The following is a 23,020-nucleotide window of genomic DNA, read 5'->3' as shown; positions in this document are numbered from 1 at the left end:
CTCCTCGCTGCAGACGAGCTTCGTGATCGACGACACCTCCATCGCCACCAGCTGACCTGAAGGCCGGAGGCCGCCCGGAGACGATCCGGGCGGCCTCCGGCGCACCCGCGCCACCTCGCGCCGGACCACCGGCACAGCGGCACGACCGGTACGGCCCACACCACCCGTACCCCGGTGGTCATCCCTCGATCGTGCCCCGGCCCCGGCCCTCGGGCCGGCGCGCGACGGCCGGCGCCGGGCCGAGCAGGATCAGCGTCCCGTTGCGGACATCGCCGCCCATGCCCGTGCCGCCCGTACCGCCCGCACCCGGCCCCGTGCCCGTGCCGCCCGCACCCGGCCCCGTGCCCGTGCCGCCCGCACCCGGCCCCGTGCCTGTGCCGGCCGGCCGCAGCCGGCCGCCCGGACCGACGGTGAACAGCAGGTCGTACCCGGGCGGGAGCGGGCCCCCGGCCGGCCGGGCCGAGATCGCGGCGCCGTCCCGGAAGCGCCCGGCCAGCACCGGGCCGGTCAGGCCGGTGCCGAACAACAGGCCGCTCCCCGGACCGGCCGGGGCACCGTGCTCCAGGGACTCGGCGGGGGCCAGCCGGTGCACCGACCGGCCCTCGTCGTCCTGGAGCAGCGCGGACACCAGGGCGTTGAAGTCGTCGTCCGCGGTGAGCAGGTACACGGCGGTCACGCTTTCCCGCTCGGCCCCCTCGCCGCTCGCGCAGTCCAGCAGATCGCTCCCGGCGAGCTCCAGCCCCGCGGCGTCGATCCGCTCCCGCTCCGCGGTGCGCCCGGCCCACACGAGGGTGTCCAGCCCCGCCGAGTCCAGCACCCGTCCCAGCTCCAGCACCCACGGGTCCCCGCCGACCAGCAGCGGCCGCGAGCGGGCCGGCCGTACCACGCCCAGCCGCCGGGCCACCGGTGCGGCGGTCAACCCGTACAGGGTGACGGTCGCGACGATGACCAGGAAGGTGGCGGGCAGGATCCGGTTCGCGCCGCCGATCCCGGCGGCCGCGAGCTGGGCCGAGAACGTGGCCGCCGTGGACGCCGCGACGATGCCGCGCGGTGCCATCCAGCCCAGGAAGGCCCGTTCGCCGGGGGAGAGGCCGGTGCCGAAGGTGGAGAGCGCGGCCACCAGCGGGCGGGCCGCCAGCACCAGGACGGCGACCAGGCCGAGGGCGGGCAGCAGCACCGGCCGCAGCGAGGCCCAGGTGACCGTCGCGGAGATCGAGATGAAGAGGACGCCGACGGCGAGCGAGACCAGCGACTCGAAGAAGGGCCGCCGGAGGGCCAGTTCGAAGGCGGGGAGGGTGGCGACCGCGACACCCATGACGATCGCCGCGATCAGCCCGGTGTCGTCGCGGACGGCGTCGCAGCCGGCCGCGATCCCGATCACCGCCGCCAGTTGCACGGTCGTCCCGAGGATCTCGCCCAGCCGCACCCGCACCAGCAGCCACCACAGCAGTGCGACACCGGCCGCGCCGCCGAGCAGGCCGATGCCGACGCTGCCCAGGAACTGCAGGACGCCGTGCCCCAGGCCGTGCTTCCGGTCGTTGATCAGCGCGTGGAACACCAGCGCGCCGGCGATCCCGCCGACCGCGTCGATCAGCGAGCCCTCCCAGAGCAGGATGCGCTGGAGCCGTTCCTCGGGCCGGACGAAGTTCAGCACCGGCCCGACGACGGTGGGCCCGGAGACGATCAGGATGGTCCCGAGCATCGCCGCCGCCTGGGCCGAAAGGCCCAGCAGCGGGGCCGCCGCGAACGCCGCGACCGGCGCGGTCAGCAGGGCCCCGAACCAGACCAGGCGGTGGACCACCCGCCGGGTGTCGCCGCTCAGCCGCCGCAGGTCCAGTCCGAGGCCGGCGTCGTAGAGGATCACCGCGACGGCGAGCGAGACGAGCGGCGGATAGGCGTCCCCGAGGAGCTGGTCCGGGTGGACGGTGTCGGTGATCGCGCCCGCCGCGAACCCCAGCGGCAGCAGTACGATGATCGCCGGGATCCGCAGCCGGGCGGCGAGGACCTGCCCGCCGACCGCGAGCACCACGATCAGGCCCAAGCCGACGAAGATCTGCTGGGTGGTCACGGGCGCCGGTCCTTCCGTACGGGCGGGTGCCCCGGCCCCCGTGGGGTGCCGGGGCGGCGGCTTGGAGTGGTGCCCCCGGGGGGCCTGGGGTGCCGGGGAGGCGTTCGGGCGGGTGGTGTTGCGGGGACGGGTGGTGCTGCGGGCGCGGGCCCCGGGCGGCGGGCGGGCCCGAAACCGGCGGCCTCGTCGTGAGGCCTGGGCCTCCGCCAGGGGCACCCCGGCGTCGCCGTCCCGCCGGACGCGGACCGGGCCCGGCACGCGGACCGTCCCGCTGCCCCGGGCTGCCGGCCGGGCCGGAGCCGGCTCCCCGCGGCGCCGCTCGCCGCCGGGGGCGACCACCGAGGAGCCCGCCCGCCCGGCCGGGCCGGCTGTGAGACCCTGGTGCATTCCCGCACCCGCCTCCCGGAGCTGTCGGAACCGGCGTCGGACCTACCGGTCGTCAAGTTGCAGATGTGAACATATCGGACACCTGTCCTGCTCGACGGCAGGGCGTCAGCCCTGCGCGTGTCACCGGTGTCCGAGCGCGGTGACGAAGGAGTGAGCTGGGCGGATGGGGAAGAAGCGGTCGCCGGGGCGGCAGTTCGAGTGGCTCTGGGCGGCCTTCGCGGTCAGTACCTTCGGCACCTGGCTCGCCTTCGACGCCTTCACCTTGATCGCGATCCTGGTGCTGCACGTCGGGCCGACCGGGGTGTCGCTGCTGGCGGCGGCCGGGCTGACGGTGGGTGCGGCGGCGGCGGTGCCGCTCGGCCCCTGGGTGGAGTTCCGCCGCAAGCGGCCGGTGATGGTCGCGGCCGACCTGGTCCGCTTCGCGGTGCTGACCAGCGTCCCGGTCGCGTTCGTGCTCGGCCGGCTGAGCCTCGCCCAGCTCCTGGTGGTCGCGGTGATCACCGCCGCGGCCGACATCACCTTCACGGCCGCCGGCGGCGCCTACCTCAAGACGCTGGTCGCCCCGGAGCACCTGCTGGTCGCGAACGCCCGCTTCGAGTCCACCACCTGGACGGCCACCGTGCTCGGGCCCGCGCTGGGCGGGGCCGCGATCGGGCTGTTCGGGCCGGTGGTCACCGTCCTCGCCAACGCCGTCAGCTACCTGCTCTCGGCGGCGGGCATCGGCGCGATCGGCGGCGGCGAGCCGCGGCCCGTGCGGCCCGCCGACGCCCGCCCGCGGGCCGGGGCGGTGCTGGAGGGCTGGCGGCACATCCTCGGCCACCCCGCCCTGCGCCCGCTGTTCTTCAACACCGTCCTGGTCAACGGGCTGATCATGGCGAGCACCCCGCTGCTCGCCGTCCTGATGCTGGGCCCGCTCGGGTTCGCCCCCTGGCAGTACCTGCTCGGGTTCGCGCTGCCGTGCCTCGGCGGCCTGCTCGGCTCACGGCTGGCCCGCCCGCTGGTCGCCCGCTTCGGGCAGCGCCGGATGCTGCTCACCGCCGGTACCCTGCGGGCCTGCTGGTCGGTCGGCCTGGCCTTCGTCGGCCCCGGGGCCGGCGGGCTGCTGCTCGTGGTCGCCGTCGAATTCGTGCTGATCACCTGCATGGGGGTGTTCAACCCGGTGTTCGCCACCTACCGGCTCGAACAGACCGCGACGGACCGGGTCACCCGGACGCTGTCGGCCTGGTCGGTCACCGCCAAGGCCTCGGTGGCGGCCATGACCGCCCTCTGGGGCCTGCTGGCCGGCCTCACCGGCCCCCGGACGGCGATCGCGGTCGCCGGGCTGCTCCTGCTCGCGACCCCGCTGCTGCTGCCCCGCGCCGAGCCGGCCGCGCACCCCGCCCGGGAGAAGGTCCTGGGCCCGGGCTGACCCGCCGTGACGGGCCGTCCGGCCGCGCAGCGGGCCGCAGGTCACGGCACCCCTGGCGTCCGGCGGTACGGGCCGTGCACGGGGCCGGCCGGTACGTCACGGACGCGGAGGCGGGCTCAGCCGCCCAGACCGCCGGCCTCGGCGATGGCGCGGACGGTGGCGACCGTGTCCGCCTCGGCGGCCGGCTTGTCCGCCCGGTAGCGCACCACCCGGGCGAAGCGCAGGGCCAGCCCGGCGGGGTAGCGGGAGCTGCGCTGCAGCCCGTCGAAGGCGATCTCCACCACCAGTTCGGGCCGCACCCGGACGGTGTACGCGTCCCGTCCGACCTCCCGCGCCAGCAACTCGCCGGTCTGCCAGGCGAGCAACTCGTCCGTCAGGCCCTTGAAGGTCTTGCCGAGCATCACCCAGGACTCCGGCCCCGGCCCCTCGCCCGCCCGGGCGCCCAGGTGCAGGTTGCTGAGGTGGCCCCGGCGGCGCCCGCTGCCCCACTCCGCCGCCAGCACCACCAGGTCCAGCGTGTGGTGCGGCTTGACCTTGATCCAACCGGCCCCGCGCCGCCCGGCCGCGTACGGCGCGTCCCGGTCCTTGACCAGTACGCCTTCATGGCCCCGGGCCAGTACCTGCTGGAAGAACGCCTCGGCCGCCACCCGGTCCTCCGCCTCGACGGCCGGCACCCGCAGGTCCGCCGGGACGGCGCCGGCCAGCGCCGACCACCGGTCGCGGGCCGGCCGGTCGACCAGGTCCTCGCCGTCCCGGTGCAGCAGGTCGAAGAAGAAGGCGTGCAGCGGCACTTCGGCGCGCAGCCGTGCCGGGTCCTGCCGGGAGGCCGTCCGGGCGGCGGTCACCTGGAACGGGCGCGGCCGCCCGTCGGGGGCCAGCGCGATCGCCTCGCCGTCCAGGACGGCGCTGCGCACCGGCAGCGACCTGGCCGCCTCGACCACCTCGGGGAGGCGGCCGGTGATGTCGTCCAGCCCCCGGGTGAACACCGCGACCTCGTCGCCGTCCCGGTGCACCTGGATCCGGATGCCGTCCAGCTTCCACTCCAGTGCGGCCGGGCCGGTCCGCTCCAGCGCGGCGGCCACGTCGGGGGCCGAGGAGGCCAGCATCGGCCGGACCGGGCGGCCGACCTCGAGCCGGAAGGCGGCCAGGGCGGGGACCCCGCCGCCCAGCGCGGCCTGCGCGACCGCGCGGGCGGAGCCGCGGAACATCAGCGCCCGCCGGACGGCCGCGCCGGGCACGCCGGCGGCCCGGGCGACGGCCTCCGCCATCACCGCGTCCAGGGCCCCCTGCCGCAGCTCCCCGGCGAGGACGGCCCGCAGGAAGTCCTGTTCCTCCCCGGTGGCGCGGCCGAACAGCCCGTCCAGCAGCCGGCGGCGCTCGGCCCGCGAGCCCCGGCCCTGCACGGCGGCGAGCCGGAGCAGGGCCCGTTCGGTCTCCAGCACACCGAGCGTGGCCTCGGGCGCGGGCGGCGGGAGCTCGCGCAGCGCCGCCGGGCCGACCCCGGCCCGCAGTCGCTGCGACTCGCCGGAGAGCAGGGCGACGGCGGCCGGCACCTCCTCGGGGGCGAGCGCCCGCAGGCACTCGGCCAGCAGGGTGATCTTGCCGGTACGGGCCGGCTCGGCGGCCACGTCCCGCGAGGTGCGGGCGAGATGCCGGAGCAGCATGCAGGCTCCTCGGTCCGGGCGGAGGTCTCCGTCCAGCATGGGCCCGGCCCGGGTGCTCCGCCCCGCCGGGCACGCCGAAGGGGCGGCCACCGAGGCCCTCGACGGACCCCGGCGGACCGCCCCGGGACGGGCTCAGCCCTGGAGGGTGCCCTGGCCGGTGACCGTGCTGCCGTCGGCGACGACGGCCCGGGTGTCCTCGGCGACGCGGTCCAGGACGCCGGTGGCGGGCTGCGTGCCGGCGCCCGCTCCCTGCTCGGGCGTCCCGGCGTGCGCGCTGGGGGCGAGGAGGGAGCCGAGGACTCCGGCGGCCAGGGACGCGACGGCGAGCATGCTGCGCTTCTTCATGCCGTGTCCAACGACGGGCCGCGGCGGAGGTCACGGGCCGCCCGCGCGGGCCGGCCGCGACCTCCGCCGCGGCCCGCCACCGGGCGCTGTCGTCCGGGGGCCGCGCCGGCCGGGCCGGATCAGTAGCGCTGGGCCTTGGCGACCCGGGGGGTGGTGGCCGTCCCGCTGTCGCTGCCCCCGAAGGCGACCGGGGAGGCCTTGGCCCCGGGCTGGAGGTCCGTCGCGCCGACCACGGTGGTGTCGACGACGTTCCCGGAGGCGTCCACGAAGTCGACCTGGACGGCGTACGAGGCCGCCGAGGAGGTGCTGTTGGTGATCGTCACCACGGCCGCCCGGTGGCCGCCGGACTGGGCGACCGGAACGCCCGTCAGGGTGACGTCGGACACCGCGTTCCCCGTCCCCGTCACGCCGGCCAGCGCGGCCGAGGCGGAGGCGTTGGCGCGGGACACCTCGGCGGACACCGAGGACTGGAAGGCGGAGGCCTGGACGGAGGCAGCCGAGGCGAGCGCGGAGGCCGAGGAGAGCAGCGCCGAGGGCAGCAGGGAGGACGGCGGCGTGCCCTGCACGGTGGGGCGGCCCGGCGAGTTGCTCGCGGACGTGCCGTCGGAGCTGCTGCCGCAGGCCGCCACGGTGGTGGCGGTGACCGCCAGCAGGGCCGTCGCCGCGGCGAGCCGCAGCGGGTGCAGCCGGTGGGTTCGGAGGGTCGTGCGGCCGCCGGTGTTCGTCACGTGGGCGCTCCTGAGTCGCGTCGGGTCGATCGCGGCGGGCCGGCTGCTCGCCCCCGCTCGCCCCAGGCTGCAACCGATCGCGGGCCGCCGCGCGGTCGTCTCGGCCGTCCGGGTGGTGCCGTCCTGTCGGGATTCAGCCCTTTTCCCGGAGTGTTCGGCAGTTTCCGGGTTTTTCCGTTTTACCCGAATAGCGACAGTCGGTTCAGGGGAGGAGTGCCAAGGACATTCCTGACACGAAGGGCGCCTCATGCACTCTGCCGAGCTCACGCCGTCCGTCCTCGCCGAGCTCCGCCGGCCGCGCCGCTACCCGGCGGTCTCGGTGGTCATGCCCACACACCGCAGCGAGCCCGACAACGCCCAGGACCCGGTGCGCCTGCGCAACCTGGTCGCCGAGGCGAAGAGCCGTCTGCAGGCCGACGAGGCGGTCTCCCGGGCCGACCGGCTGGACGTGGTCCAGCAGCTCGACCAGGCGGTCGCCGAGGTCGACCTGGTGCATGCCGAGGACGGCCTGCTGATCTTCGCCGCCCCCGGCGAGCACCAGGTCTGGTCGCTCCCGCGGGCGGTGCCCGAGCGGGTGGTGTTCTCCGAGACCTTCCTGACCCGCAACCTGGTCGCCGCCCAGGCCGCCGCCGCGCCCTACTGGGTGCTCACCGTCTCCGCCGAGCGCGCGGCCCTGTTCGGCGGCGCCGGCCCGCGGCTGGCCGAGGCCACCGACCGGGGCTTCCCGGTGGAGCTGCAGCCGGACCTGCCGGACGTCGAGCGCAAGGAGCGGATCGGCGACGTGCCGAGCACCTTCCGGGACGAGCAGACCCGGCACTACCTGCGCGAGGCGGACACCACCCTCGCCGCCGTCCTGGAGGCCGACCCGCGCCCGCTCTACGTGCTGGGCGAGGCGGCCGCGCTCGCCGTGCTGGAGGAGATCGGGACGGCGGCCAAGACGGCGGTGGCCCAGGTGCCCAGGGGCGGGCTCGGCCGGGCCTCGGTGGCGGCCGTGCGCGAGGCGGTGGCCGGGGCGGTCAAGGAGCAGGGGGCCCGGGCGGTCGTCCAGGCCAAGGAGCGGCTGGACCAGGCCCTCGGCGTCAAGGCGCTGGCGGCCGGCATCGACGAGGTGTGGCAGAGCGTGGCCGAGGGCCGGGCCGCGCTGGTGGTGCTGGAGGAGGACTACTGGGAGCCGGTGCGGGTCACCGACAACCACCTCGTCCCGGCCCCCGCCGGCGAACCGGACGTACGGGACGACATGGTCGACGAGATCGTCGAGCGGGCCCTGGACACCGGCGCGCAGGTGGAGTTCGTGCCCACCGGGGAGCTGGCCGGACAGGGCCGGATCGCGGCCGTCCTGCGCTACTGAGGCGGTGCGGGCCGGGGCGCCTCCAGGGCGGGCGTCCCGGTGCCGCGGCGCGTGCGGCGGGTGCCGGCCGGCGCGGCGTCCTGGACCGGCCGGGCCGGGCGGCCCGCGACGGCAGGCCCGCGACGGCACCGGGGCGGGAGTTCCGGCCGGGTCCCGCGGGTGCGGCCCCGCCTGCCGGCCGTGGCCGGGCCGGCCGGGCCGGCGATCTTCACGGGATATCCGCGGAAGGACCCGCATGACCTTGCTACTCTCCGGTAACCTGGCGCCTTCCGCTTCGGAACGGCCCCCCCGGAGGTACCTCGTGTCATCGTCCCGATCGTCCGCCGGCCGGGCCGCGCGCCCGCTGGCGGCCCTGCTCCTGCTCGCCGGTGCGGCCCACTTCGCCCGGCCGAGGACCTTCGACGCCCTCGTCCCCCGGTCGCTGCCCGGCGGGCCCCGGACCTGGACGTACGCCAGCGGCGTCGCGGAGCTGGCGATCGGGACGGCCGTCGCCGTGCCGCGCACCCGGCGGATCGGCGGGCTCGCCGCGGCCGGTCTCTTCGTGGCCGTCCTGCCCGGGAACGTGAAGATGGCGGTCGACTGGCGGCGCCGCCCGACCCCGTACCGGCAGGGTGCCTGGGCCCGGGTGCCGCTGCAGATACCGCTGGTCTGGTGGGCCCTGCGGGTCGGCCGGAAGGCCTGACCCGGACGGCTGGACGTCCCGCCCGCCGTCCGGAGCAGAGCCGGTCGACGGGCGGGCCGTGGCCACTACGGTGCGCCCCGCCGCCCGGCCCCGGCAGCGGCGCGCGGGCGGCGCGGCGCAGCACGGACCGGGCGTACGCGCGGGCGTACGACTGCGACCCCGGCGGACGGTTCGGCAGGGGGTCCCGGCGGGCCGCCCCGGGACGGCCGGGCGGTCAGAGCGTGGAGGAGCCCTGCGGCGCCGTCCGGGGCCCAGGCCCGCCGGGGACGGCCGGGGTCACCGTCCAGTCGGGCCGGCCCGGCATCGGCGGGGTGCGGGTGCCGTAGAGCCAGTCGGTCAGGAACCCGCTCAGGTCCTGCCCGGCCACCTCGCCGGCCGTCGCGATGAAGTCACCGGTGCCGGCGACGCCGTGCCGGTACCTGGACAGGAAGGTCCGCTCGATCCGGTCGAAGACCGCCGCGCCGACCTTCTCCCTGAGGGCGAAGAGCACCAGCACCCCGCCGGCGTAGCGCTGGCTGTCGAACAGGGCCGCCCGGGTGGGCGCCGCCACCGGGCCGGAGTCGAGCCGCCACTGGTCGCCGTGGGAGTAGGCCTCGCGCAGGTTCGCCTCCAGGGAGGTGAGGCCGAGCCCGTCCGGCCAGCCGCGCTCGTAGCGGTAGAGCATGCCGTAGTAGTCGGCGTGACCCTCGTTCAGCCAGAGATCGGCCCAGGTCCGCGGCGAGACGCTGTCGCCGAACCAGGCGTGCACCAGCTCGTGCATCATGTGCGCCCCGATCAGGGGCTCCGGGCGGGTCAGGAACCCGGGCTTGTAGAGCGTCAGGGTCTGGGTCTCCAGCCCGGTGAAGCCGAACGCGGCCGGGTCGTCGGTGTCCGCGGGCAGCAGCCCGTACGCCTCGAAGGGGTAGGCCCCGAGGTGCTGTTCGGCCCAGGCGAGCTGCGCCGCTGTGAGGTCCAGCGCGGGCCCGAGCGCGGCGGCCCGGCCCCGCGGTACGACGTCGCGCAGCCGCGGGCCGCCGGGCAGGAGGCGCTCGCGCACCAGGTAGTCGCCGACCGCGACCTGGAGCAGCTCGGCGGCCGCCGGATCGCGCATCACGTAGCTGCGGGTGGTGCGGCCCCCGTGCTCCTCGGTGTCGGTGAGGGTGCCGCCGGCCACCCCCAGCAGACGGCTCGGCGCCGTCACCCGGACGGTGTACCGGGCCTTGTCGCTCGGGTGGTCGTTGCACGGGAAGACCGTGTGCGCGCTGTCCGGCTGCCCCGCCAGGGCGAACCCGTCGGCGGTCGGGACCCAGCCGCTGTGCGGCAGCCGGGCCCGTGGGTCGGCGGAGTAGGCGACGCTGACCGTCAGGCCCGCCCCGCGCCGGACGGTGGCCGCCGGGGTGATCCTCAGCTTCTCGTCGTGCAGGGCGAAGCCGGCCGGGCGGCCGTTCACCCGTACGCCGTGCACCGACAGGCCGAGCGCGTCGAGCTCGAACCACGGCAGGTCCGCGGTGCTCCGCGCGGTCATCTCCGCGACGGCCTCGACCGTCCGGCTCTCCTCCCGGTAGTCGAAGGCGAGGTGGTAGGCGAGCGCGTCGTAGCCGGGGTTGCCGAGACCGGGGAAGACGGGGTCACCGGGGGCGGCGGGCGCGGCGGCCCGGGGCCTGTCCGGGCCCGGAGCTGCCCCAGGGCGGTGGGGGGTGGTGGCGCCTGTGACGCCTGTGACGCCCGTGACGCCTGTGACGGCGAGGGCGGCGGCGAGCCCGGTCCGTGCGACGAGCAGTGCGAGCATCAAGTCCCCAGACGGCCGTGGCCGGTGGAACCCGGCGATCGATCGCTACCCGTCCGCCCGGCCGCGCGAGCCCTGCCGGCCGCGCTTCGTACCCGAAAAGACTTCCCGGTCCGTCGTTCGGGGGAGCCCCGCGCCGGGGTGGCCGCCGCCCGTGCCGGGCGGGCGTCGCACCCGCCGTCAGCCGGACGGCCCATTCGTCTGGCGGGTGACGGCCCGCGTCCCTAGGGTGACAAGTGCCCCGCCCCCTGACGGACGGGGCCACGGCCGCCGGAGACCTGGCCAGGTCCGGCGGCCGTCCCCTTCCCCGCGGCGCGCGCACCACCGCGCAGCGCCTGCGGCTTCCGCAGGGCATCCGGGGCCCGCAGGGCCCTCGCTCCGGACTACCCCTGCCGGGTCGCCACCGCGACCAGCGCCGCCACCGGCAGCTCCACCGAGCCGTCGGGCCGCGCGTACGGTGCGACCAGCCGGTCGTACGCGGCGCGGATCCGAGCCACCGTCCCGGCGTCCTGACCCTCGATCAGCGAAGCGGTCAGCACCGTCCCGGTCAGGATGTCCCCCCACCAGCGGTCCGGGTCCACCCGGTGGGTCCAGCGGACGGGCTCCACCCGGACGGCCGTCAGCCCGGCACCGGCCAGCAGGCCCGCGAAGGCCGCCGGAGAGCCGTACGGCGCGAACGGGGAGTGACTGGGCAGGTCACCGGCCGGGGTCGCGCCCGCCTCGGCCACCGCGGCGGCGACCAGGCCCTGGGCCAGGTTCCGCTCCGGGGCGTCCCAGCAGGACAGCGCCACCCGCCCGCCGGGAGCCGTCACCCGGGCCAACTCGGCCACCGCGGCGGCCGGTTCGGGCACATGGTTGATCACGAAGGCACCGGCCACCGCGTCGAAGTCCCCGTCCCCGAACGGCAGCCGGGGCAGCGCCGCGTGCAGCACCCGGGCCCGCGGCAGCGCCGCGGCGGCCTCCGCCACCATCTGCTCCACCGCGTCGGTGGCCACCACCGCGGCCCCCCGCCCGAGCGCGGCCAGCGCCAGCCGGCCGGTGCCGCAGCCGACCTCCAGCAGCCGGGTGCCGCGCCGCACCCCCGCCGCCTCCAGCAGCGGCTCGTGCACCCCCGCGGTCATCCGGCCGAAGCCCTCGTCGTAGGTACCGCTGCGCCGCGCCCAGCCGGCGCGTTCGAACTCCTCGAAGTTGCTGCCCTTCCCGTTCGGGTCCGCCCCGGCCGCCCCGGCCGGGCGCTTCGGACTCTCCACCGTCGCCACGTCTGTCTCCATCGGTTCCCGCTGTCGTGGTAGGTCGTCCGGTCGTGCCCCGCCGCCACTATGCCGCACCGGCCGGGCGGCGGTCCGGCCGGGCGGTCCTGGCAGGCGGCGCTCGGGGCAGGCGGCGGGCGGTCGGGGCGGCACAGCGGCGGCGGGGCCGGCCCCGGAGGCGGTGCGGGCGCAGGCCCGGTCAGTCCTGGCGGCCGGCCGCGCCTGGGAGCTCCACCTCGAACCAGACCACCTTGCCGTGGCCGGTGCTGCGGCTGCCCCAGCGGTGGGCCAGCTCGTCGACCAGGTGCATTCCGCGGCCGCCCTCGTCACCCTCGGCCGCCCGGCGCGGCCGGGGCGCCCGGGCGTCCTGGTCGGCGACCTCCACCGTCAGGTAGCGGTTGCGGAAGATCCGCAGCTGGGTCGGGGCACCGGCGTGCAGCATGGCGTTGGTGATCAGTTCACTGGTCAGCAGCTCGGTCAGGTCGGCGATCGGCGCCAGGTCCCAGCCGGCCAGGGTCCGCCGGGTGAACCGGCGGGCGTGCCGGACCATGGCGTGGTCCCCGCCGAGCGGGAGGATGGCGATCCGGTCGGCGCCGACCGGCCGGCAGCGCGCCATGATGACCGCGATGTCGTCCTCGCTGGCCGGTGCGTCCAGGGCGGTCAGCACCGCGTCGCAGGTCCGCTCCAACGAGAACTTCCGCTCGGCCATCGTCCGGCGCAGCAGCTCCAGGCCCTCGTCGATGTCGTGGCCCCGGCGCTCGACCAGGCCGTCGGTGTAGAGCGCCAGGATGGCGTCCTCCGGCAGGGTGAACTCGACCGTCTCGAACGACACCCCGCCCACCCCCAGCGGCGCGCCGGGCGGCAGCGACACCAGCCGGGCCGACCCGTCGGGAGCGGCCACCACCGGTGGCAGGTGTCCGGCGCTGGCGGCCGTGCAGGAGCGCTCCAACGGGTCGTAGACCAGGCAGACCCCGGTGGCGAACTGGCCCTCGCCGATCGCCGCCGTCGCGTCGTCCAGCCGGCGCAGCACCCGGGCCGGATCCATGTCCAGCGTGATCAGGGTCCGGGCCACCGTGCGCAGCTGGCCCATCGTGGCGGCGGCCCGGATGCCGTGGCCCATCACGTCGCCGACCACCAGCGCGACCCGCCCGCAGGACAGCGGCACCACGTCGAACCAGTCGCCGCCGACCTCGCTGCTGACGCTGCTCGGCAGGTACCGGTAGGCGATCTCCAGCCCCACCGTGCGGTGCACCTCCTGCGGCAGCAGGCTCCGCTGCAGGGTCAGCGCGGTGTCCCGCTCCCGCCGGTACAGCCGGGCGTTGTCGATGCAGACCGCGGCGCGCGCCGCCAGCTCCTCCGCCAGCGAGACGTCCGCCGGGGTGAAGGGCTCGGGGTTGGCGGTCCGGATGAACTCGGCCCCGCCCAGCACCACGCCGCGCGCCAGCAGCGGCACCATCAGGTACGAGTGCACGCCCGCGTCCAGGCTGGGCTGCACCCGGTCCGGGGCCGCCACGATCCGGCGCAGGGCGGCCTCGTCCACCTCCGGGACGAGGATCGAGCGGCCGGTGCGCAGGCTCTCCGCATAGACCTCGGCGGAGTTGGAGGACTGGCCGACCGGGTCCGCGGCGCCGGCCATCGTCCGGCCCACCTCGCCGACCGCGACGGCGCGCAGCCGTACCGAGCCGTCGTGCGCCAGCGGGGGCGTCAGGTCGTCCCCGTCCAGGACGTTGTCCAGCAGGTCGACCGTGACGAAGTCGGCGAACCGGGGGATCACCACCTCGACCAGCTCCTGGGCGGTGCGGTGGACGTCCAGGGTGGTGCCGATCCGGGTGCTCGCCTCGTTCAGCAGGGCCAGCCGCTGGCGGGCCGCGTCGCCCTCCTCCAGGGCCAGCTGGCGGTCCCGCGCGGCGTCCCGCTCGCGGGTGTAGAGCAGGGCGTTGTCGATCGCGACGGCCGCCCGGGAGGCCAGTTCACGGGCCAGCGCGAGGTCGTCCTCGTCGTAGGGGCGGGCGGTGACCGTCCGGTAGAAGGCCGCGATGCCGACCGCCGAGCCACGGGCGATCAGCGGCACCACCATGAAGGTGTGCACCTTCTGGTCCCGGGCGGCCTCGGCCCGCACCGGGTCGTCGGCCAGCCAGGCGGTGCCCTCGTCGTCCATCCGCGGCACCAGCACGGCCCGCCGGTGGGTCAGGCTCCAGGAGCGCGGGGTGCTCGGGTGGAAGCGCACCACCGTCCCGACCGGCTCGATCGGCACCACGCCCGAGCCCTCGGCGGCGTTGAAGGCCAGCCGGCGCAGCTGCGCCGAGCGGTCCGCCGGGCCGAGCACCTCGCGCTCCCCGCGCAGCAGCGAGTCCAGCACCTCGACGGCGACCGCGTCGGCCAGCCGCGGTGTGGCGACCTCGGCCAGCTCCCGGGCGGTCTGCCCGAGGTCCAGCGTGGTGCCGATCCGGGTGGACGCCGAGTTGACGACGGCGAGGCGCTCCTGGGCCGCCTTGGCGTCCCGCAGGGCCTGCGCCCGTGCCTTCAGGACCTGCTCGCGGCGCAGGTACAGCAGGGCGTTGTCGATCGAGACCGCGGCCCGCAGCGCCAGTTCGTCACCGAGGGTGAAGTCCGCCTTGGCGAACGAGGCCCGGGCTCCGCGCCGGGAGTAGACCACCATGCCGAGCACCGTGCCCCGGGCCACCAGCGGCACGATCCGCACCGCGCGCGAGCGGCGCCCCCGGTAGGCCCGCAGCCGCTCGGCCGGCATCCCCGCCGCCAGCAGCGGCAGCTCCCAGGACGGCGCCACCACCGGCCGGCCGCCGGCCAGGGCCTTCGCGTAGGCCGAGTCGGCCGGGATGTCGTGCACGGTGTCGACCGGCAGGTCCTGCAACGGGTAGTCCGCCTCGGAGGCGGCCAGCGCCAGCCGGCGGACCCGCAGCCGCTCGGTGCCCGGCGGTGCGGGCGGCCGCCCCGCGCCGGCCTCGGCCACCATGTTCTCCAGCGCGAACACCCCGCAGGAGTCGGCGATCCTCGGCACGATCGCGTCGGCCAGTTCCTTCGCGGTCTGCCGCAGGTCGAGCGTGGTGCCGATCGAGGCGGCGGCGTCCACCAGCAGGGTCAGCCGCTCCTGGGCGGTGGCCGCGAGCGACTCGGCGCGGAAGTGTTCGGTCACGTCGACGATGGTGGAGCTCACCCCGAGGACCTTGCCGCCCGGCTCCTCCAGCCGAAAGTACGAGGCCGACCAGGCGTGCTCGTGCTCAGGGTCCCCCGGGGTGCGGCCGTGCGAGCGGGTGTCGATCACCGGTTCGCCGGTCTCCAGCACCTGCCGCATCACCGACTCGATCTCCGCGCCGTTGATCCCCGGCAGCACCTCGGTGACCCGGCGCCCCAGGTGGTCCGGCACGAGCAGGCCGTTGGAGCGGGCCAGGGCCGAGTTCAGCCGGACGTAGCGCAGATCGGTGTCGTAGACCGCCATCCCGATCGGGGACTGGGTGAAGAAGCCGTCGAGCACCGCCAGGTCGGCCTCCACCCGGCGCAGCGCCGTGACGTCCGAGGCCACCGCCAGGACGAGCGGCCGCCCGCCGGGGCCCGAGATCGGGTGGGTGCGGAACTCCAGGTTCACGTGGTGGCCGTCGCGGTGGCGCACCGGGAAGACGCCCGACCAGCCGCGTCCGCGCACGATGCCCTCGAAGAGGCTCATCACGCCGGGCCGCTGCTCGTCGGTGACCAGGATCTTCGCGGCCAGCGTGCCGACCGCCTCCTCGGCGGAGTAGCCGAGCAGCGCCTCCGCGTCGGCGCTCCAGTGCAGGATCCGCCCGTCGTCCTCGATCAGCGCCGTGGCGATCGGGACCGACAGGAGGCCGTCCTGAGCGGGCCGCTCGCCGGGTGTGTCCCGGCGGGCGCCCGCAGCCGCGTTGTGCCCGTCCGTCTGCATGGCCAGGAAACCGCCCGGAGGTCGAATACCCGCCCTGCCATCTTCGCACCGACTGCCCCCGGCCACCCGGGGTGGGCGGAGCGCGGGCGGCGGTGGGGCGCAGGAAGGCGGCGGGTGCGTCCCGCACCCGCCGCCGTGCCGTGCGTCCGGCGCGCCCGCCTCGGGGCAGTCCCTGGGGCGGTGCGGTTACGCGGCGGGGCCGCCGCGCCTCGGCGCCGCCGCGCGGGCCGGCCGGCCGGAGCGGCTCGCGGGCTGGCCGGAGCGGGTGCCGCGGGCCGGGTACCCGGCGTGACCGCGGGCGCCGGAGGCGCCGTACGGGCGGCGGCGCGGGCGCTCCACCACCGGCTCGGGCGCGGCGACCGGCACGCCGGTGGGCACGCAGGCGCCGGTGATCCGGGTGAGCTCGGCGTCGCCGGAGCGCACCGCCACCGAGTTGGGGGTGATCCCGGCGGAGGCCATCATCCGGGCGGTGCCCCGGCGCTGCTTGGGCAGCACCAGGGTGACCACGGTGCCGGACTCGCCGGCGCGGGCGGTGCGGCCGCCCCGGTGCAGGTAGTCCTTGTGGTCGGTCGGCGGGTCGATGTTGACCACCAGGTCGAGGCCGTCGATGTGGATGCCCCGGGCGGCGACGTTGGTCGCGATCAGCGCGGTGACCTCGCCGGCCCGGAACTGCTCCAGGGTCCGGGTGCGCTGGGGCTGGGACTTGCCGCCGTGCAGGGCGGCGGCCAGGACGCCGTTGGCCAGCAGGGACTCGACCAGCCGGTCGGCGGAGTCCTTGGTGTCGGTGAACATGATCACGCCGCCCGCCCGGGAGGCGATGTGCGCGATCGCGGTGTCCTTGTCGTGGTTCTGCACGTGCAGGAGGTGGTGCTCCATGGTGCTGACGGTGGCGGTGGACGGGTCCACCGAGTGGGTCACCGGGTCCTTGAGGAAGCGGCGGACCAGGCGGTCCACGTTGCGGTCCAGGGTGGCGGAGAAGAGCATCGTCTGCCCGTCCTGCTCGACCTGCTCCAGCAGCTCGGTGACCTGCGGCAGGAAGCCCATGTCGGCCATCTGGTCGGCCTCGTCCAGCACGGTCACCGAGACCTCGTCGAGCCGGCAGTCGCCGCGCTCGACCAGGTCCTTCAGCCGGCCGGGGGTGGCGACCACGATCTCCGCGCCGCGGTGCAGCAGGTGGGCCTGGCGGCGGATCGGCATCCCGCCGACCACGGTCGCCATCTGCAGGCGCACGGCGTGCGCGTACGGGGTGAGCGCCTCGGTGACCTGCTGGGCCAGTTCGCGGGTCGGCACGAGCACCAGGGCGAGCGGCCGGCCGGGCTCGGCCCGGCGGCCGGCGGTACGGGCCAGCAGGGCGAGGCCGAAGGCGATCGTCTTGCCGGAGCCGGTGCGGCCCCGGCCGAGCACGTCCCGGCCGGCCAGCGAGTTCGGCAGGGTCGCGGCCTGGATCGGGAACGGCGCGGTGACGCCCTGGCGGAGCAGGGTGGACAGCAGCTGGGAGGGCATCTCCAGCTCCTCGAAGGCCTCGACCGCCGGCAGCGCGGGCGAGCCCACCGGCAGGGCGAACTCGCCCTGCCCGGAGCCGTGCCGGCGGCCGCCCGGGGCGCCGCCGCCGCGACGGCCGCCGGAGGAGGACGGGCGCCCGCCGGAACGGCCGGCCGCGGACGCGGGACGGCCGCCGGAGCGGGCGGCCGAGGGGGAGTACGAGGAGCGGGTGGAACCGGTCATGGGGAGAGATCCTTCCTCGGGAGGCACGTCGCGAGGAGGACTCCCGGCACGGGGCCACGGGGAGGTCGCAAGGAACGGGCCTGAGCTGTGGAGCCTGGCGTGGGCGGTGGAACCGTGCCGTACTTCACCCGGGTCCGCCGACCGGCGGCCCTGGCGGCGTCACCCCGTGCGGGGGCGACGGCTCGGTACGGGGCGGCCGCGGGGGCCGGGCGGGGAGCGGCGGTCCGCGCCGGACGGGACCGGGACGCGCGTCCCGTCCGCGGGGTTCGCCGGGGGCCGCGGGCGGGGCCTGGGCGGGTGGCGGAACCGGGGCGAAAACGCGTAGCCGGAGCGAAAACGCGGGAAAGCGGATGCGAAACACCGGGCAACGTGTACGCGGCATGTCCGGGGTATGCACACGGCCGGTACGCGGCGTGTACGGCAGGACCGGAGTTGGCGTACGGAGTGTCACCGGTGGCAGGGCCCGGGTCGTGTGCGGCGCGGCCGCACCCGGTGAAAAACGGCCAGAGGCCCGTACCGTGCTTGCACACGGGACGGGCCTCTGCTGCGATGGCAGATGCCGGTGCAGTGGAAGTCAGAGGGGGCGAATGTTCTCCGCCTGCGGGCCCTTCTGGCCCTGCGTGACGTCGAACTCGACCTTCTGGCCCTCGAGCAGCTCACGGAAGCCCTGGGCGTTGATGTTCGAGTAGTGGGCGAACACGTCAGCGCCGCCACCGTCCTGCTCGATGAAGCCAAAGCCCTTTTCCGCGTTGAACCACTTCACGGTGCCAGTAGCCATATAAAAATCTCCTTCAGAACTGTACGAAACCCGCCACTTGCGAACTTCGCGTTGCAGAGCTGACGCCGAGCCCGGGAAACCCGAGGAAATAAAAATGCGCCTGTCTGTTGGAACCAGCAGGCGCACACAAAATTTCATGGGAACCAAAACTGCAACTGATTCGACTGTAGCAGCATCGGCGCCGCCGCGGGCGATTGGCGGGCAGCGGGATTTTCCGGCGTGTTCGTGAACGGGTGCGTCCGGTGTCGCCGGAGCACCCGGAACCGGTCGGCATGGACGGCCGGAAGCGGGGCAGCCGCAGGGCGGATCCCCGTCGCCCGGACGGCTCCGGACGGACCGGCCGGGCGCCGGCGGGGGCACCCCCTTGGAGAGGAACTGCGCTGTGAGCGAGAACCTTTGGGAGCACCGGACGGAGACCGGCTACCTCACCGGGACGGACCTGGCCGGCTACCGGGTCGAGGCGATCGACGGCCACATCGGCAAGGTGGACAAGCACACCGCGGACGCCGGCGAGGCCGGCGTCGTGGTCGACACCGGTGTCTGGATCTTCGGCAAGGAGGTCTTGCTGCCGGCCGGGTGCATCTCCAGCGTCGACACCGAGACCGGGACGGTCTACCTGAACCGGACGAAGCAGGACGTCAAGGACGCCCCCGAGTTCCTCCGTGAGCGGCACGACGGGGACTCGGACTACCGGATGCACCTCGGTGAGTACTACTACGGCCGGACGATGCTGTAGTCGCGCCGGCCGGCGGGCGGCGGGGGCGGCGGCGGGGGCGTGACGGCGGGAGCCGGCACGCCCCCGTCCGCGTGCCCGCTCCAGCGCCGTCCGCTCCCAGCGACGCCCCGACGACGCCCTGACGGCGCCCCGGCTGCCCCGCCCGGTCAGAGCAACTGCACCCCGATCAGGCAGGTGTCGTCGTCCGTGTCGGCGTTGCTGTGGGTCAGCAGGTGGTCGAGCCGCTTCTCCAGGGTCGGCCCTGCGCTCGCCCCGGCCGTCCCGTGGGCGAGCGTGAGCAACCGGTCCAGGGAGTCCTGCACCGACCGGTCCTTGCGTTCGATCAGGCCGTCCGTGTACATCAACAGGGTGTCGTCGGCCTGCAGTTGGAGTTCGGACTCCTCGTACTCGGTCTCCGCGATCGCGCCCAGCAGCAGCCCGCCGACCAGCGGCAGGGTGCTCGCCCGGCCGTCCCGCAGCAGCACCGGCGGCAGGTGGCCCGCCCGGGCCCAGCGCAGCGTCCGGGTGTCCGGGTCGAAGAGGCCGCAGACGGCGGTGGCCGTGACGTTGTCCGTCAGGTGGTGCGCCACCACGTTCAGCCAGGCCAGCAGCTGGCCCGGGCCCGCGCCGGTGGCGGCCAGCCCGCGCAGCGCGTTGCGCAGCGCGACCATGCCGGTGGCCGCCTCGATGCCGTGGCCGGCGACGTCGCCGACGCAGAGCAGGATCTGCTTGGAGGGCAGCACCACCGCGTCGTACCAGTCGCCGCCGACCAGGTGGTCCTTCTCGGCCGGCCGGTAGCGCACCCCGATCCGCAGCCCGGAGGCGTCCATCGGCCCGCGGGTGGGCGGCATGATCGCGTGCTGGAGCTGGCGGGCCAGCCGGTTGCGCTCGGCCGCCTGCTGCTCGCTCTGGGCCAGCTGGTCGCGGGTGGCGGCCAGCGCCACCTCGGTCCAGTGCTGGGAGGAGATGTCCTGGTAGGCGCCGCGGACGGCGGTCAGCCGGCCCTCCAGGTCCAGCACCGGCTCGGCGACCACCCGGATGTGCCGGGCGATGCCGTCCGGCCGCCGCAGCCGGAACGCGGTGGAGGCGGGCAGCAGGTGGTGCAGCAGGGTCCGCAGGAACCGCCCGATGGCCTCGGCGTCGTCCGGGTGGGCGTGCGCCTGCAACTGGTCGATCGGGATCGGTGCCGCGGACGGGTTGAGGCCGTACAGGTCGAACAGCGGGCTGTTCCAGGTGATCCCGCCGCTGAGGGTGTTCTCCTCGAAGCCGCCGATCCGGCCCAGCCGCTGGGCGTGCTGGAGCAGCTCGGCGACCCGGGCCGCCTCGTCCTCGATCCGCCAGACCAGCAGGACGGCGCCGCCGTGCCGGGTGAGGCTCAGATCGGCGACCGCGTTCAGCGGCACCTGGCCGACCACGGCGGCCAGCGTCATCCGCTCGGCCCGGAACGGCTCCCCGCCGGCGTGCACGTACGCCACCTGTTCGAACAGCCCGCCCGGCCCGGCCGCCAGCGGGTAGGCCTCCAGCAGCAGCGAACCGGCGACCTCGCTGCGCGGGCGCCCGGCGAAGTCCACGAACCGGGCCCCCGCGTGGTGCACCCGGAAGTCGGTCACCCGGCCGTCCTCGACGTGCGGCACCAGCACCAGCGCCGGGTCGTGCAGGCCGTCCGCGAGGTCGACCAGCTCGTTCAGCCGCTGCGGGGGCTCCGCGCCGGGGGCGCCGGCCCGGCCGGGGAAGGCGCCGGAGTGGTGCTCCAGGGTGTGCGCGCACAGCTCGGCCAGCGCCTCGGCCTGGCGCCGGATCTGCGGCGAGGGCGGGGCCGCCACGTCCGGCCAGCAGATCTCCAGCACGCCCGTGATCCGCCCGCCCAGCCCGGCCGGCACGGCGGCGCGGCCGCCGGCGTTGCGGTGATGGCCGATCGAGGGCAGGCCCGAGCGGCCGAGCGACTCGATCCAGACGGCGGCGCGCCGGGTCAGCGCCTGCCGGGCCGGGGTGGCCACGCCCGGGGGGACGTAGTGCCAGCGGCCCGCCTCCTGGGCCGGGAACCCGGCGTGCCCCGCGAGCGCCAGCGAGCCGTCCGGGTGGGCGCTCCAGATGGCGACCGCGGTGGCGCCCAACGGGGCGAGCGCGTGCTCCAGCAGCGACTCGGCGACCGCCTGGGTGTCGCCGGCGGCCAGCGCCCCGCTCTCGGCGCTGCGCAGCCGTACGGCGACGGGCGGTCCCGGGGCCTCGGCCCCGGGCGGGGCGAGCAGGTCCCGGGTGGTGTCGGTGAGGTGGTCGCGGGCCGCCTGGTTGACGATCTCCGCGGCCAGTTCCAGCGGCGACCGGCCGGCCTGCCCGGCCAGCTCGGTGAGCTGCCGGGCGGCCTGCGAGGGGCCGCAGCCCAGCCGCTCGACCAGGATGCCCTTGGCGAGTTCGACCAGCGCCCGGCCGTCCGCGGTGGCCTGGGCCTCCTGGACCTGCCGGCGCAGCCGCTCCACGGTGGACGCCAGCCGGCCGACGGTGACCTCGGCGGCCTCCGCCCGCCCGGCCGGGGCGTCGGCCGGCGGTCGCGCCGCGCCGTCCCGCTCCGGGACGGCCGCCCCGGCGGGGCGCCGGGCCGCGGGCGGGTGCAGCAGCGGCGCCGGCTCGGGCTGCGGGGGGACCTGCACGGGCTGCTCCTTCGGTCGGGTCTGCCGGGGCCGGGCGGTGGGCCGGTGGCGGCCTGCTGCGGGACGGGTGCGCGCCGGGCTACCTGCCCAGCCAGTGCTGGATGCAGGCGACCAGGTCCGCGGCGTCGACGGGCTTGGTGACGTAGTCGCTGGCCCCGGAGGCGAGGCTCTTCTCCCGGTCGCCGGGCATCGCCTTGGCGGTCACCGCGATGATCGGCAGCGAGGCGTGCTCGGGCATCGCGCGGATCGCCGCCGTCGCCGTGTAGCCGTCCATCTCCGGCATCATCACGTCCATCAGGACGACCGACACGGCCGGGTTGGCGACCAGGGCCTCGATGCCGGCCCGGCCGTTCTCGGCGTGCAGCACCCGCATGCCGTGGAGTTCCAGGATGCCGGTGATGGCGTACAGGTTGCGGGCGTCGTCGTCGACCACCAGCACGGTGTGGCCGGCCAGGGTGCCGCCGATCTCGCGGGCGGCGGGCTTCGCGGACTCCTCCGGGCGGACCAGCGGGAGCACGTCGCCGGGCTGGTCGGCGCTCAGGTGCAGGGTGATGCGTTCGCGCAACTCGTCCAGGCTGGAGAGAAGTTCGAGTGGCTGGCTGGTGGTCCGCGACTGCAGGGTGAGCTCCTGGTCGGCCCGCATCCGGCGGTTGTTGTGCGCCAGGATCGGCACGCCCCGCAGCGCCGGGTCGTTGTTGACCTCCTCCAGGAACCGCAGTGCGGCGCCGTCCGGCAGGTCGAGGTCGAGCACCGCGCAGTGGCAGGCCTCGGTGGCCAGCGCGGCCGCGGCCTCCCGTACCCCGAGGGCGGTGACGAGTTCGACCGAGCGGGCGGCGCTGCCGAGGTCCCCGGCGTCGCCGAGGTCCGCGACGGCGCTCTCCGCCACCAGGGACAGCAGGCCGCCGGCGCGGGCCTCCACCACCAGCAGCCGCCGCCGCTGGCGGGGCAGCGGCGCGGCCACGGCCGCGGGCGCGGCCGTCCGGGCGGGGGCGCCGCCGCGGGCCTGCGGGCCGGCCAGGTCGGTGCGGGCGGCGGGCAGGTAGAGCGTGAAGGTGCTGCCCTGTCCCACCGCGCTCTCGGCGGTGATGGCGCCGCCCAGCAGGTAGGCGATCTCGCGGCTGATGGAGAGTCCGAGGCCGGTGCCGCCGTACTTGCGGCTGGTGGTGCCGTCGGCCTGCTGGAAGGCGCCGAAGACGCTCTGCAGGTGCTGCTCGGCGATCCCGATCCCGGTGTCGACGACCCGGAAGGCCAGCACCGGGCCGCTGTGCCGGGCCAGGTCGGGGATGTCGGCGAGGTCCGCGTTCTCGATGCTGAGCCGCACGCTGCCGGTCTCGGTGAACTTCACCGCGTTGGACAGCAGGTTGCGCAGGATCTGCCGGAGCCGGTAGTCGTCGGTGAGGATGTCGGCGGGCACCCCGGGCGCGGTGGTGATCCGGAAGCTCAGGCTCTTCTGGGTGATCAGCGGCTGGAAGGTCGCCTCGACGTAGTCGAGCAGCTGGCGCAGCGGCACCCGCTCGGGGTTGATGTCCATCTTCCCCGCCTCGACCTTGGAGAGGTCGAGGATGTCGTTGATCAGCTGCAGCAGGTCGGAGC

General features: G+C 76.0%; 15 protein-coding genes. 4 read left to right on the top strand and 11 right to left on the bottom strand.

Annotated elements, in window-relative coordinates:
- Positions 1 to 178: 178 nt before the first annotated feature.
- Positions 179 to 2,068, bottom strand: coding sequence for a cation:proton antiporter (locus tag IE329_RS38345; protein ID WP_190215702.1), 1,890 nt, complete (start codon positions 2,066 to 2,068; stop codon positions 179 to 181).
- Positions 2,069 to 2,618: 550 nt separating this feature from the next.
- Here IE329_RS38345 and IE329_RS38340 point away from each other — a divergent pair.
- Complete coding sequence (locus IE329_RS38340) at positions 2,619 to 3,863, top strand: MFS transporter (protein WP_190215701.1); 1,245 nt, start codon at positions 2,619 to 2,621, stop codon at positions 3,861 to 3,863.
- A 116-nt stretch (positions 3,864 to 3,979) separates the two neighbouring features.
- On the opposite strand, the gene IE329_RS38335 is transcribed toward IE329_RS38340, so the two are convergent.
- The 3 genes from IE329_RS38335 to IE329_RS38325 all read right to left on the bottom strand — a co-directional run bounded on the left by IE329_RS38335 (position 3,980) and on the right by IE329_RS38325 (position 6,600).
- A complete protein-coding gene (locus IE329_RS38335; protein WP_190215700.1) occupies positions 3,980 to 5,527 on the bottom strand; it encodes an ATP-dependent DNA ligase in 1,548 nt (515 codons plus the stop codon).
- A gap of 132 nt (positions 5,528 to 5,659) precedes the next feature.
- Positions 5,660 to 5,872, bottom strand: a complete 213-nt coding sequence (locus tag IE329_RS38330; protein WP_190215699.1) for a hypothetical protein — start codon at positions 5,870 to 5,872, stop codon at positions 5,660 to 5,662.
- 119 nt (positions 5,873 to 5,991) lie between these two features.
- Complete coding sequence (locus IE329_RS38325; protein ID WP_229928115.1) at positions 5,992 to 6,600, bottom strand: FxLYD domain-containing protein; 609 nt, start codon at positions 6,598 to 6,600, stop codon at positions 5,992 to 5,994.
- 247 nt (positions 6,601 to 6,847) lie between these two features.
- On the opposite strand from IE329_RS38325, the gene IE329_RS38320 reads away from it, so the two are divergent.
- Both IE329_RS38320 and IE329_RS38315 read left to right on the top strand, forming a co-directional pair.
- Positions 6,848 to 7,948 carry a baeRF3 domain-containing protein gene (locus tag IE329_RS38320; protein WP_190215698.1) on the top strand — a complete coding sequence of 367 codons (1,101 nt, stop codon included), beginning with the start codon at positions 6,848 to 6,850 and terminating at the stop codon, positions 7,946 to 7,948.
- Positions 7,949 to 8,249: 301 nt separating this feature from the next.
- Complete coding sequence (locus IE329_RS38315; protein WP_190215697.1) at positions 8,250 to 8,630, top strand: DoxX family protein; 381 nt, start codon at positions 8,250 to 8,252, stop codon at positions 8,628 to 8,630.
- A 214-nt stretch (positions 8,631 to 8,844) separates the two neighbouring features.
- Here the strand turns inward: IE329_RS38315 and IE329_RS38310 are convergent, their stop codons facing one another.
- The 5 genes from IE329_RS38310 to IE329_RS38290 all read right to left on the bottom strand — a co-directional run bounded on the left by IE329_RS38310 (position 8,845) and on the right by IE329_RS38290 (position 18,064).
- The gene (locus IE329_RS38310; protein ID WP_190215696.1) at positions 8,845 to 10,398 is read right to left on the bottom strand and encodes a M1 family metallopeptidase; all 1,554 of its coding nucleotides are present in this window, start codon (positions 10,396 to 10,398) and stop codon (positions 8,845 to 8,847) included.
- Between the two features lie 380 nt (positions 10,399 to 10,778).
- On the bottom strand, positions 10,779 to 11,666 hold the full coding sequence (locus tag IE329_RS38305; RefSeq protein ID WP_190215695.1) for a class I SAM-dependent methyltransferase: 888 nt from the start codon (positions 11,664 to 11,666) through the stop codon (positions 10,779 to 10,781).
- Between the two features lie 178 nt (positions 11,667 to 11,844).
- Positions 11,845 to 15,561, bottom strand: coding sequence for a SpoIIE family protein phosphatase (locus tag IE329_RS38300; RefSeq protein WP_190215694.1), 3,717 nt, complete (start codon positions 15,559 to 15,561; stop codon positions 11,845 to 11,847).
- A 186-nt stretch (positions 15,562 to 15,747) separates the two neighbouring features.
- Positions 15,748 to 17,286: a DEAD/DEAH box helicase gene (locus IE329_RS38295; protein WP_190215693.1), complete on the bottom strand. Its 1,539-nt coding sequence runs from the start codon at positions 17,284 to 17,286 to the stop codon at positions 15,748 to 15,750.
- 574 nt (positions 17,287 to 17,860) lie between these two features.
- On the bottom strand, positions 17,861 to 18,064 hold the full coding sequence (locus IE329_RS38290) for a cold-shock protein (RefSeq protein WP_034090357.1): 204 nt from the start codon (positions 18,062 to 18,064) through the stop codon (positions 17,861 to 17,863).
- A 382-nt stretch (positions 18,065 to 18,446) separates the two neighbouring features.
- On the opposite strand from IE329_RS38290, the gene IE329_RS38285 reads away from it, so the two are divergent.
- The gene (locus tag IE329_RS38285; protein WP_190215692.1) at positions 18,447 to 18,800 is read left to right on the top strand and encodes a PRC-barrel domain containing protein; all 354 of its coding nucleotides are present in this window, start codon (positions 18,447 to 18,449) and stop codon (positions 18,798 to 18,800) included.
- A gap of 146 nt (positions 18,801 to 18,946) precedes the next feature.
- Here the strand turns inward: IE329_RS38285 and IE329_RS38280 are convergent, their stop codons facing one another.
- A complete protein-coding gene (locus tag IE329_RS38280) occupies positions 18,947 to 21,427 on the bottom strand; it encodes a SpoIIE family protein phosphatase (RefSeq protein ID WP_229928114.1) in 2,481 nt (826 codons plus the stop codon).
- A gap of 79 nt (positions 21,428 to 21,506) precedes the next feature.
- The coding region (locus IE329_RS38275) for a response regulator (RefSeq protein WP_190215691.1) at positions 21,507 to 23,020 on the bottom strand (1,514 nt) is incomplete at its 5' end.

Origin of the sequence: Kitasatospora indigofera (assembly GCF_014655955.1) — a bacterium.
Classification (GTDB): Bacteria; Actinomycetota; Actinomycetes; order Streptomycetales; family Streptomycetaceae; genus Kitasatospora; species Kitasatospora indigofera.
This window is presented reverse-complemented; position numbering and strand designations above follow the sequence as displayed.

What these genes read in the sequence shown, in the direction of transcription:
- IE329_RS38340 (WP_190215701.1), top strand. Translation starts at nt 2,619, where the DNA reads ATGGGGAAGAAGCGGTCGCCGGGGCGGCAGTTCGAGTGGCTCTGGGCG.
- IE329_RS38290 (WP_034090357.1), bottom strand. Translation starts at nt 18,064, where the DNA reads ATGGCTACTGGCACCGTGAAGTGGTTCAACGCGGAAAAGGGCTTTGGC.
- IE329_RS38335 (WP_190215700.1), bottom strand. Translation starts at nt 5,527, where the DNA reads ATGCTGCTCCGGCATCTCGCCCGCACCTCGCGGGACGTGGCCGCCGAG.
- IE329_RS38310 (WP_190215696.1), bottom strand. Translation starts at nt 10,398, where the DNA reads ATGCTCGCACTGCTCGTCGCACGGACCGGGCTCGCCGCCGCCCTCGCC.
- IE329_RS38320 (WP_190215698.1), top strand. Translation starts at nt 6,848, where the DNA reads ATGCACTCTGCCGAGCTCACGCCGTCCGTCCTCGCCGAGCTCCGCCGG.
- IE329_RS38295 (WP_190215693.1), bottom strand. Translation starts at nt 17,286, where the DNA reads ATGACCGGTTCCACCCGCTCCTCGTACTCCCCCTCGGCCGCCCGCTCC.
- IE329_RS38330 (WP_190215699.1), bottom strand. Translation starts at nt 5,872, where the DNA reads ATGAAGAAGCGCAGCATGCTCGCCGTCGCGTCCCTGGCCGCCGGAGTC.
- IE329_RS38300 (WP_190215694.1), bottom strand. Translation starts at nt 15,561, where the DNA reads ATGCAGACGGACGGGCACAACGCGGCTGCGGGCGCCCGCCGGGACACA.
- IE329_RS38305 (WP_190215695.1), bottom strand. Translation starts at nt 11,666, where the DNA reads ATGGAGACAGACGTGGCGACGGTGGAGAGTCCGAAGCGCCCGGCCGGG.